Consider the following 12,863-nt stretch of genomic DNA (forward strand, 5'->3'; position numbering starts at 1 on the left):
TCAGGGGGTAGCGCGGCCCTGCCAGTGGAAACCTTCGAAGAGGTCGGCTGGGCTCACCCCTTCGGGTAGGTGGCGGGCGATCTCGGCGGCGATCTCGGCGGGAGTCGGGTAGGGGCGGGTCAGTTCATGGTTCATATCGTCGAGAAGCCGCTCCAGTGGCGGGGAAATCGGTGCCGAATCCAGGATCAGTGCAAGGCGGGAACGGATGTTGTTGCTCAACGCGCTCATGCTTCTCGTGAGGCGGTACCGGTCGGGACCGTAGTACCAATCGATATCGTGACCGATGGCGGTCGCGGCTCCGCGACGGCCGCGGACGGTGACGGTGAAATCCTCCACCTCGGATCGACGCAGGTATGCCCGCAGCAGCGGCAGGACATCGCGGCCACATCCGGTGGCCCCGTACCAGGGCTCGATCCACAGCTCGTCGAAGCGCGCGGTGAAACTGCCGTTCTCGTCGTATTCGATACTGAGGTCCAGATCACCGGCCTCGACCGGCGCCTCGCGCCGTAGCACGAAGACGCCGCGGAGCCGGATCCCCGAGGGGGGCGGTCCGGCTTCGTTGTACAGGTATTCGACGCGGGTCAGCTCCAGATCGAGGTCGAGACCATATCGCTGTTGCAACCCCGATAGGGCCGGCAGTAGTTCGTGCTCGGCCGGAAGGGCGGCGAGCAGATCCGGGACGGCCGGCACCCCGGACAGATCCGGACGCGGTGCGGTGCGCGCTCGCGGGACGGTGTCGGCAGCAACAGCGAGCAGACCCGGTCGGGGTAGGTTCGGGTCGACGGCGTGCATCATGAGTTGGTACACCTGTTCGAAGCTCAGGGGCTCCACACCACGCGAGGCCCACAAACCATTGGTGTTTGCGTACTTCCACAACCATCGGTAGTCGGAATGGAGGCGGTGGACCAGGGTTTCGGCCGTGCGGGGATCGCGGCGGATCTTCTCCACGAAATGACGGGAGTCGCCATAGAGCGAGTCGAGTACGGCCATCGCGCGCAACCGGCGGAACTCCCGGACCCCGGATTGCCCGTGCTGTTTCCGTATTTCGTCCTCGACCATCGTTTCGACCCGATCCAGGGCTCCCGGCGGCCATGGATTCCAGAAGATTTCGACGTAATCCCATAGCTGGTGCCGGATACCGGCGAGGTTCCAATTGTCGAGCAGGACCTCGCCGTCCGTCCGGACCCACAGATTGCGGAAGGTCGCGTTGCCATGGCTCAGGCCCACCTTCCAGGAACTTTCTCCCGGGACCCAGATCTCGTGCGGCATCGGCCACAGCGCATCCAGGACGCTCTCCCGCTCTTCGTACTTTATCCGCTGCATGCTCAGATACAGCTGCTCGTACTCGGTCAGGGACCGGGTGGACAGGTCCGCGGGCAGCTCGACGGTCTGCACCCGGCGCAGCTGGCGGAACAGGCCGCGCAATGTCTGCTCCCAGTCCGGATCGTCGGTGGTGGGAACACGACCGGCACCCATGCCGCGGAACGACCGTTCGCCCGCTCGGGCCAGCGTGGTCGGCACCAGGGCACCGGCCCGCCGGGCGAGTTTCTCCGCCCGTTCTTCGTCCAGATCGATGCGATGGAAACGCCGGTCGTCGCTCAGCAGTTTGGGATGGGCCGGGTTCGCCGACAGGTCCTTGTCGCCGGGCTGGGCCACGACGCGGCGAACCTTCACCGGGTTCCCACGGTCGTCGACCTCGCACCAGACCAGTACGTGGTGACCGACCGTGTCGGGGGAGCGCATCTCGGCGCGCACCAGAATCCGCGTGGCCTCGCTGAGTTGTATGCGGCGGCCGTCCAGCGGTTTGGTGAGGTCATGGAGCAGATCGCCGAGCAGGGCGGTGCCGCGTGATTGTCGGGCCGGTTTGCGATGCTCGAGCGGCGTCGGCGGCGCCGCCGGGTCGGCGAGGTTCTTGACCGCCCGGCGTCGGCCGAACATGGTGATCGGCCCGGTGCCGCCCACCGACCGCGGGGACGTGGTGGATGCGCCCGGCTCTCCCGGCCGCACCCAGTCGAAACCGTGCCGCGCCGCCTGGACCGCCGCCGCGCCCGAGACTTCGGTCTCGAACACGTCGGCACCCAAACGGCGGGCCAGAGCCTCGGCCGGCCCGAGTAAACGTGGGCCACCGTAGTCTTCGGCGAGGCGATCGAGCTCAGGGTTGGCCGCATCGAGGCTTGCGATGATCCGCCCCTCCTGATCCAGCTCGAAGCACATCGTCGTCTCACCGTATTCGCGGGCGCCGTTCATCAGCACGGTGCGGATCCGGATACGGCTGCGGTCGAGCGCGGCCCCGCCGCCGGTCGGTTCGTACTTCGCCGACACCGGTTCGAGGCGTGCGCGACCATCGGTACCTCGCAGCGTCGCGACGGCTGCCTGCAATGCCTGTTCGGCGTTCGTGCCGGCTTCACCGATATCCGCTCGCAGATACCGACGGATCGCCAGACGTGGCAATGCGGCCGGAACGGCCGGGGCCGGCGGCTGGTCGTGGTCGTCCGGGACCGGGTGTTGCGACCATCGCGACAGCAGGTCCCGCACCTGGGACAATGTCGGCGCGTCCCGATGTACCGCCGCGAACACGATGCGGAGGTTGCGGTGCAGAGCTCGGGCCGCCTCGTCGAAGAAGCCCGGATCGCGGGCGACCAACAGCGGCAACCGGAAACTGTCGCCCGCGACGGACTTCCACGCCTCGAGCACCATATAGCGGTCGAAGTCGGCGGCCGCGGCGTCGCCGTAGAAGCGGCGCAGTCGTTTTCGGCACCAGTCGATGATCGTGCTCCGGTCGTCCGGATTCCACCCGTTTCGCATCGCGAAGGCCACGTAGTCCCATACCGCCGGCCCCGGGTGGGCCAGTTCCAGATCGAGTAGTCCGCACTGTTCCGTTCCATCCTCCTCCAGAAGAATGAGGTTGCCGAAGGTCGGATCGCCGTGCAGCGCGCTCAGTGGTACGTCGTCGTCGGCGGCGGGCCGGACCTCGAACAATTCATAAAGACCGGGCATCCCGAGTTCACCGTGCAGCCGATCGTGCTCATCGAATTCCAGCGGGATCCGCGCCACCTCGCGGGCCATCCGCCGCTCCCACTCGACCCGCGTGGTGGGCGGTTTCTGCTCGAGTCCCATTCCGGACCAGTCGGATTCGTGCAGGGAATGGAGTCGATCGAGGGTACGGAACACGGCTTCGGCGGTGGGCAGGAGCGGGTCCTGCGGCGTCGGGTGCCGGCCGTCGAGGAACTCGTGGATCATGTAACGCTCGGGGTAGGAGTCCTGGGCGCCGCTGTGCAGTAGCTGGGGGACCCGGATATTCGTTGTGCGGCAGAGCTCCACCGCGGCCTCTTCCCCGAAGACCAGGCCGATTCGCGGGTCGAAATCGGGATTGGGTGTTTCGATCGCCACCCGGACGACGACCGCGCGGCCGTCCGGCAGCGGGACCACCCAGACCCCGTGATGATTTCCGGCGAAGTCGGCCCGGTCCCGAACCAGAGTGGTCAACAGGTCGATCTCCTGTTCGGTCAACGCCGGACCGTCGACGGTGAAATGGGGGTGCGCCATTCGGGTCATCGGCCGCGGATCGGTGCCGCGCGCGGCCGTCGCGCCCGCCGTGGGCATACCGTCCAGCACGCCCCACCACCGGCGGTTCTCCGGCCAGTCGTTCGGTATCCGGTCGAGATACTCCGCCAGTTCGGCGAACGTGGGCCGGGCCTCGGCGGGGCGGTCGAATCGGTCGAGCATCGGGTCCGCCGCCGTCTCGCGGTGATCGGCGCCCAACAGGTGCGTGGTGCTCTCGCGCGACTCGGCCAGACGTTGCGGATCCGCATCCAGCCGCAGACCGTGCCGTGCGGACATCGCGAAACCCGCTCGCCCGTGGACGGGCAGCACGATCCAGCCGTCCGCGCCGACACATTCGCGTAGTCGTGGAACGAAGTACTGCACGAAGCGGGCACCGGCGAAGGTGCTACCGATCTCGAGATGGTCGAAGGTTATCGACACGGCGCCCTGGTCGTCGGGGCGGATATGGAATCGCATATCGCCCACTTCGTCCGGGCCGCGCGGACCGGTGACAACGACGGTCGCCGAGACGGTCAGGCAGCGGGCATCCGCGGCGTCGTCGTACCGCACATGGGTTGGAGCCACGACGTAGCCGTGCGGTCCGTACTCCGTGTCGAGCAGACGGTTCGCGACGGCGAGTAGTGGGTCGCCGGTATGTTCGGCAGTCGGCAGTGTCGCGAGCGGGTCGGTTGCGGTGGGGGCCGGCCGGTTCGGCGGTACCACGGTCGGCTCGGTCTGCCGCGGCAGATCCGGCTCGGCAATCAGCTCGTCGACTGCCGCCGAAATCATAGTGCGGACCACTTCCGGTGACTCCGGTTCCCAACCGCGGAGTCGGCACAACCGCCGGTAGTCGGAGTGGAACCGGTCGATCAGGGCAGCGGCTTTGCCGGGATCCGCCGCGATTTGCGCCACAAAGGTCACGGAATCGGCGTAGAGCGAGTCGAGGCACGCCATGGTGAGCAGCCGCTCCAGCTCTTTCTCACCGCGGCGCCCGAACCGGTCCCGGACCTCGTTCCGTAACATGCCCTCGACCTCTTCGGCGGTCTCGGGCGGCCAGTTGGACCACAGCATGGTCACGTAATCCCACAGGGGATGGGTGATGGCGGCGTTGTCCCAGTCGATCAGCGTAATCGAGTCGTCCCTTCCGCTGATCGACCTGTTCTCGTCCGCGGCGCGGATTCGGACATTCTCGAGGTGCATATCGCAGTGGTTCAGACTGGGCGGCCAGGCCTCATCATCGGTCTCCGGCGACCACGCCTGATGTGGCGCCAGCCGGAACAGCCGGTCCAGCCAGGGTGCACGGTTACGGTAATTGCGGCGCTGGTGATCCAAGTAGAGATGCAGATGCTCGGTCACCGGCCGTACCTTCAGATGGGCGGATAGCGGGATGTCCAGCAACTTCCGTTTCGCCCGGAACAATTTTTCCAGGGTTGCCCGCCAGTCGCTGTCGGTGACCGCCGGGGTATCGCCATCGGCGAACTCCTCCACGTAGAAATCGCGCCATTGGTACATCCGCGCCGGGACGTCGATCACCTCGCCGGCGAGCCGCACGGCATCGGGTACGTCGAACGACAGCGGGTGGTACCAGCGAATGCCCCTTTGTGACGAGGCGGGATTGCGCGTCAGATCCTTGTCGTCCCCGGCCGCCCGGACCAACTGGTGGACGACGATCCGGTTTCCATTGTCGTCACGGAAGAACCACGCCCGCTTGCTGTTGCCCTGTCGGTCGGGTGCCCGGAGCCGGGCTCGCAGGAACTGCCGCGCGGCCACCTGCCAATCCATGGTGCCGATACCCTCGCGCTCGATCGTGGCGAAGAGGGTTTCCGGCGCGGGCGCGGGGCCCAGCGGTGCGGCCCGGACCGGTGGGGCCTCCGGCTCGCTCCACACGGTGTCCTCGACGGCCCCCAGGTCGATGAAGCCGAGCCACGCCGCGGCCACCCGTTCCAAGTCGAAGCCGAGATCGCTGAGACCGGCACCGAACAGCTCCCGGGGTGCGGGCACGATACCCGACCGCAGCTGACGCCGTATCGCCGCGGCGGCAGCGGGCAGCGCCGGTTCGCGTAGCTCGAGTTCGTCCAGTTCCTCGCAGAGGGCTCCATGAACAGCGGCCAATTCACCGGGATGCGCTCGGTTCCAGTCGAAGCCGGCGCGAATGGCCGCAAGAAAATCGGTGATCGGTGTGTGGAGAATGTCGGCGCCTGCGTCCCGGGCGAAAGCGAGCACGAGGCGATCGACCTTGAGGGAGGGATGTGCACCGGAACAGTGGGCGATCATCTGGCCGGAATCTTTTCGTACGAACTGGAAGTACACTTCATCGGACTCGCGCGTGCCCTGCACGATCGCGGCGGTCACGAAGATCGTGCCGCCCCTGGACTGCACCCTCGTCGGTTCCAGTCGCCGCGGCCCATCCCAGCGCTGAAGGAACCGCAGTGCCGAGCGGTCCACATCGATGAGCCGGTCGCTGTTCGACGCCCCGAGGATGGCGAAGAACTGTTGTATCCACCGGCGCGGTGCCGCCGCGGGCATCGGCGGTGCCTCCGGACGTGCCGCAGTGGGGAGATCCGGCATCAAGGCACGCAGTGACCACTCCAGCAGCAGGTCACGGACCGCGTCCTCGGATATCAGTTCCCGGCCGGCGGCGCGGCGCATGAGGTTGATGTTGCGGTGGAAGGCCGGTAGCGCCTCCTCGACGGTCAGGAACCCCGAAGCGATCTTGCTCGGCAGGCGATAGGCATCGCCGAGGATCGACTTGCGAGCTTCCAGGAGCACATACCGATCGAAATCCACCACCAGCGCGGCGCCGTTATCGGCACCGTATCGGTGCAGCATGGTTCGGATCTCGGCGGCGACGGTATGCCGTTCGGCGTCGTCGGCCCATTCGTTCACGAGGTAGTACCTGGCCCAATCCCAGGCGATCGGAGCATACTGGGCAAGCTTCGCATCGGTGAAGCCGATCCGGCCGTCCGTACCGCGCCGCATCTTGCGGCGGATCGGGTTGCCGTGCGTGTACCCCATCCGCCCCTGGTCGTCGCCGGGCAAGGTCGGCTGCCACATGGCGAACAGTGGTACACCGCCGGTCAGCTGGTCCAGACGGTGGCCGACATCGTCCTGCTCCAAGCCGAGCACCCGATTGCGTTGCTGCCGATCCCAGTCGAATTGCGACAGGGGACTCGGCACGTTGTGTAGCTGGTACAGCTCACGGAAGGTGTCCTCAGTGGTGCGCTCCCAGCCTTCGTGCGGCCCGACGTCCTTACCCGGTACGTATTCGTGAATCGTCACGCGCGTCCGGAAGTCGGGCGCGGTCAGGGCGGAATCGGAGTCGTAGAGCAACCGCGGTCCCCGCACCCCGGCTCGATGGAACAGGTCCGACGACTCCGCCGCCGACAGAGCGAAAGAGTCCAGGTCGAAGCCCAGCCGCTTCGCCTCGTCGAGATATACCCGGACGGTCACCATTGTCTCGGTATCCATACCCGGTTCGGTCGCCACCGGCAGATGCCAGACACCGCATTGATTCTCGGACTCGTGCGGTGAGGTCACCCGAACCTGTTCCATCACCTGCAACACCTGGTCTCTGGTGAGCCGCCGATCCAGCCGCGGGGCGACCGGTTCGGCCACGGCCGGAACCCATGCGCAGGGTTCGCTCAGCCACCCCGGGGCGTTCTCGACCGGTTCGAGGCCCGCCTGCGCGAGCAGGTTGCGACCGTGTAGTACCTCGCCGGCCGCGTCCTCGGCGGCCCTGATCCGCAGCACATCGGCGCCCGCTCCGCGCACGAAATGCCGCACTATATCGAGAAACGAGCCGCGGTCGGTACCGCCGCGGCCGGCCAGGTACTCCGGAACGAAGTCGGCGCCCGGGCCGGGCTCGACGGACGCGACCAGGGTGCCATCGACGTCGAGCTCGAAAGACAGCTCCACATCGCCCAATTCGGCCTGACCCACCATCACCAGGGCGCGCAGACGCACGGAGTCCGCCGCATCGGCGCGAACTTCACGCTTGATCTCGGCCACTTCCAGCCGATGGGTTCCGCTCTGTTGCCGACGCGCGCGGACCAGGCTGTCCGACCCCGGATCTTCGAGCAGCTGACGAGCGGTCGTCCCGAGTCGTGGGGGCAGCGGTTCATCGATTTCGGGTACGAGGTAATTTCGCCGCACCTGGGGCCAACCCTGGGCAATGCGTTCGGCGAGGGTGTCGAGGGTCGCCTGGCACTGTTCTTCGGTGACCGTGCGCAGGCCGGTAACGGCCTGGACCAAGCCCACTTCCGTGGTGAACGCCGCCAGGAGATCGGTGTGCCGCACCATATGGGCGACGAGATTCCGTGGTGCCTGTAGTGCCCGGCCGACGGCCGCGATACGGGCCTCGACCGCGAGATAGCGATCGAAGTGGCTGCGCTCGACCGCACCGTGCCGGTCCAGGACCTGCTGTTCGCACCATGCGAGCACTTGCGGCCGCACCTCGGGCGGCCATGGGTTGCGGATGACGAAGGCGGCGTATGCCCACGCGGGTGGCCCGACGTCGGCACGCGCCGGATACGTCCGCATGAGCGTGCCGTCGGATGTCCGCGCCAGGTCGGAGAGGGTTACGGTGCTATGAAGTGCTACCGCCGACTCCGCGCCTTCGGCGACCCGTTCCACGCCGAATGTCTCGGACAACGCGGGCAGGCCGAGCAATCCGGGTCCCGATCCCAGCAACGATCCGAGATCCAGACCGGCGATCTCGGCCTCCGCGCGACGCAGAGCGCGGTGCACGCCGCGATCCCATTCGGCCCGTGCGCGGGTCGTGGGGCGGTCATCGGCCGGTGCGTGCTGCGCGAACAACTGTTCGGCGCGATCGTGGCGGAACGTCATATCCGCTATGTCCACGAGGTGGGTAACCGTCAGCGGGGTGCCCGAGATGTGCTCGTGCACGACGAGATCATCGCTTTCGTAAAGGCTTCGCAGCCCTCGGACACCAACGCCGATTCCGGCGGGGTCGTTCGTGCTCGGGATCACCCGCAGCAATTCGCCGACGCCCGCGAGTACGTCGGCGTCGGTCCGGGCCACCATCCGCCGGGCGACCACCTGCGCACCCGCGTGCCCGGGCCGCGGATCGGGTAGCAGCCACAGCCGGTGTCCGCCGTCGGTTCCGCGCGGGGCCTCGCTGTCGGTCAGGAGCAGGAGCGCTTCGGCCTGCGCGGCGGTCAGGGCGGGAACGCCGTCGCTGGGTCGCGGATACTCGTCCCCGCGCCGTGGACCGGTGATTTCGCCGTCACGCGGGGTCGCGGCGCCGGGGCCGTTGGGCGTCGCGGGGGGAGTCTTCGGATGCTGACGAGCGTCCCGGTTGGCTCCGGCGTCCGATGTCAGGTCGGGGTCGTCGGCGTACCAGATCGCCTCCTGCTGCGGAGCGCGCCGGGTACTCCTGTTCCGCCGGGTCCACGGAGTGCGGTGCGGCTGGTCCGAAGAGCCGGTCGGCGGCTCCGGGTTGTCGACGATTTCGCGTTGCCGCTCGGCGATCCCGGATTCGAGCGCGGGTCCGTCGTGGGCGGGCCGTTCGATGTCCGGTATCCCGGAGGGCCGGGAATCTGCGGAGACGGCCGGATCGGCCGGATCTCCGAGCGCACGCTGCGTACCGCCCCACGGCGTCCGCCCGGCGCCGGATGACGACAACTCGGCGCGGCCGGGCCCCGGCGGCTCGGAGACGGCAGTCGGCGGTGGCCCGGTGCCGTCGTCTCGCGGTGGCAGGGTGCCCTGCGCGAAGACCCCTTGGTTGTCGGGTCCACCCGGGCCGTCGACTCGACCGGCCAATTGCGCCCGAGGACCCCGTGGCGATGGCTGCCGCCCCACCAAGGGGATCTTCGGGGCGCCGGCGGTGTCGAACCGGAGGAACGACCCGCCCTCGACACCCCTCCCGGCATGCTGCTCCCACCGCGCCACATCCTCGCCGACCACCCAACCCGCGGCGTCGGCACCGGCGTAGGCATTGTCGAAGACCGCCACCTGACCGATCGCCTGCCGTAACTGTGGATAATGCTGCGCGAGAGCATCGTTCACCCGCACCACGGCAACCGCGTGGGCGAGGCCACCGTGCACCTCCAGGGCGGCGGCGATCATGCTGGTTCGGTTGCTCGGATCCCGCACCTGGTTCACCAGCCAGGCCGCTCCCGCCGGTCCGGGCGGAATCGGGGCCGGATCCCAATCACAACCCAGACCCACAGCGAATCGGATACCTGATAACCCGTCCCGCACGATCCGGGGATCATCGGCATACTCCGGATGCATCGCCGCACCATGGACACCCGCGCCCAGCGTGATAACACCCTGCACCAGCGGGGCACATATCTTCGGCACTTTCCGCTTGCTGTCCGGATATCGGAAACTCGTCGAACTATCCGCTGTTTCGAATGCCGCCGCAGGTGCACCGAACCGGCCCGAAACCTTCGCCGGCGAAGGTGCGGCATACCCGGGTAGTCCCGAATCGGCTGCTGCGGCCGGGACGTACCAGTACCCGAGGGTTGCGGTCGCGGCGGTCACCGCGGCGCGCATCCGGGCGCTACCGCCACCGCTCAACACGACACTGACACCGCTCTGCCGGTATCCGGCGCTTTCGGCGACTTCGACCTGTCTGGGCTGGCGGGCGAAAGCGCCGCGGACGAATCCGTTGCGGGTGAAATGCCCGGGCGAGAACCGGGCGCGCTCGAATTCCGGGTCGATGATCGTCAGCTTTTTCCCCGGCACCGGGTAGCCGAGCCATCGAGCGGCGATGAGGATACGCTGCTCCTCCTCGGTGCCGTTCGGATCAGGCGATTCGAGTACGCTGCCGGCCTTGTGTTCCGGCACGCCCGCGAGCCTGGCCACGTCCAGGAGCGTCGCTGTGCGGGCCAACTCCGACTCGCTGAACCCGCGCAGCAGCGCGACCAATTCCGTAGCTGTTCTCGTACTCGCTGCGTCCGCGGCCACAGCGTCCACTTCATCCGCCGGCAGGTCGAACCAACCGGACAGCTGATGACGCAGGGCACGGAGCTGTTCGAAGGCTTCTGCGTGATCGGGGGCTGTCCGCGAGTCGGGCCGGTGGGGATACCAGTGGTTCAGCTCGGCCACTGCGCTCCACACTCGCTCGACAACCGCTGTGGAAGGCCCGGATCTGCCTCGCAATACCTGGCTGACCATGGATTGTGAGACGTTCGCTGCCAGCGCGACTGCGTCCTGGCTGGGCTGGCGGAAGAAGTATCCGGGAAGAAACCCGTCCTCGGTGTGCCGGCCGGGAGTGAACCGCTCGGCCGCGAACCCCTCATCGATGGCGTTCGCGAGTTCCTCGGGGACCTCCGCGAAGCCCAGCCATCGAGCGGCGATGAGGACCCGTTGCTCCGGTTCGGTCGAGGACGGCCGCGACCGGCCCAGTATCACCTTGGCATTCTCCGGGTGGACTCCGGCCAGTTGTGCAACATGGAAGATCCTGGGCGTCTGGCCGAGCTGTAGGTCACCGAATCCGAGGAAGCGCTGACCCACCAGTACGAGACGGGCCGACTCGTCGGCGCCTCCGCGGTCGGCTCCGGCGACCGCCGCCGCCACCGCGGCCCGATCGACCTGCTCCGGCTCGATCCCCAGCAACTCGGCCAACTCGAGACGCAACGCGCGAACCTGCTCGACGTAAACGCCTTCTGACGGATCGGGGCGTAACCAGTAACCCAGCTCATCCACCGCCGCCCATACCCGCGCTTCGACGGCTGCGGAAGGTCCCGGGTCACCGCGCAGTACCTGTCTGAACTCGTACGGCGATGTGCGCGCCAGCCGAACGACCTCCCGCACAGTGGGCTGGCGGCGGAATTGTCCTGGGAGGAACCCGTCCTCGGTATGCCGACCAGAGGTGAACCGCTCGGCCGCGAACTTCTCATCGATGGCATCGGCGAGCTCCGCGGGGACCCCCGAGAATCCCAGCCATCGAGCGGCGATGAGGACACGCTGCTCCGCCTCGGTGAAGGCCGGCTGCCGCCGGTTCAGTACCTGACGGACAGTCGTGAGGCTGACTCCGGCCAGTCTGGCGATATGGATGGGGGTGGGCTCCTGAGCGAGACGCCCGTCGTCGAATCCGAGGAAGCGCTGACCCGCCGACACGAGACGGGCCGGCTCGTCGGCGTCCCCGCGGTCGGCTCCGGCGACCGCCGCCGTCACCGCGGTCCGATCGACCTGCTCCGGCTCGATCCCCAGCAGCTCGGCCAACTCGAGACGTAACGCGCGAACCCGCTCCACCTCGACGCGGCGGTCCTGGAGCAACCGCAATCCCGGCTCGTCGAGCTCCGCCCGGGAATCGACGCGGTTCCCCCACGGCTCCGTACGGGCACCGGGTTCCAGCGCGCCGAGCCGTCCGGGCGGTCCACGCAGTACCTGCGCCTGGGCATCGAAATTCTCCAGCGCCCGGCCCGCGGCATCGAAGCCGGCTACATGGACTTCCGCGGATCCGGCCCAGCCGGAAGCAATCCAGTCGTTGATCGCGGCGCCGCGCAGCAGTCCCCCTGCGGCATTGTCGAAAACGACTACTTCGCCGGCCGCGACCCCGGCTTCACCGCGGAGCGCCGCCGGCAAAGCGTTCAATATCGCGGCGAATTCCTCGGTTACTCGGGCCACAGCGAAACTGTGGCCGAGCCCCATGGTTGTCTGGTTCACCCCGCCGACCAGGACGCCACCGACGCGGTGAACCTGCCGGACCATGGCGGCGAGACCGGCGGCACCGGCTCCGACCGGCCGCTCGGCCCAGCCTGTTCGCATTCCCGCGACGAGATCGACCTTGTGGATTCCGGCCAGCGCGATCAGCGGATCGTCCACCGCGACCGGAGTCATCACCGCCGCGGCGCGACCGCCGACAGCGTCACGAACGAACCACTGCACCAGCGGACCACAGTTGAACGGACCCCCCTCATCGGTATGTCCGTCGACGCCCGCCCACACCGCGGTGCCCTCATGGGCCGCCCGCACCGACGCAGCCCCGGTGGGCGAATCGGGCGGTGATTCCTGCCGCGCGGCAGGTTCGCCGGTCGCCGACGCCGGTGCGCCGGTCGAGCCGGAGGGACGAGCGTAGCCGGCACCGCCCTCTGGACGTCCCTCGGCGGTTGTGCCGCTGAAACCCCGAGTGGTGGGCGTCGGTGCCGCGACCTCCTCATCGAAATGCAACGCGAGGTTGCCGCTGCGGGTCGAAACGGTGACAGCGAGAGCGCGCGCGCCGCGCGCCCCGGAAAGCTCGGCGGTGAAGGTGCCGTCGGCCCCGATCAACCGCCTGGTACGGGAGCGGTTGGTTTCGGCGAACTGCTCGACGATACCGGCGAATATCCGGTCGATCTGCCGCTCGTCCC

General features: G+C 68.0%; 1 protein-coding gene (only partly in view). It reads right to left on the reverse strand.

Annotation, left to right across the window (positions count from 1 at the left end):
* Positions 1-12,863, reverse strand: the 3' end of a protein-coding gene (locus AB0H42_RS01940; protein ID WP_357048313.1) for a LuxR C-terminal-related transcriptional regulator. Its footprint extends 16,978 nt past the window's final position; 12,863 of the gene's 29,841 nt are visible here — the last part of the coding sequence; the start codon falls outside the window, past its right edge; its stop codon occupies positions 1-3.

It is taken from the genome of Nocardia sp. NPDC050799, from assembly GCF_040654015.1.
In the GTDB taxonomy this organism is placed as follows: Bacteria; Actinomycetota; Actinomycetes; order Mycobacteriales; family Mycobacteriaceae; genus Nocardia.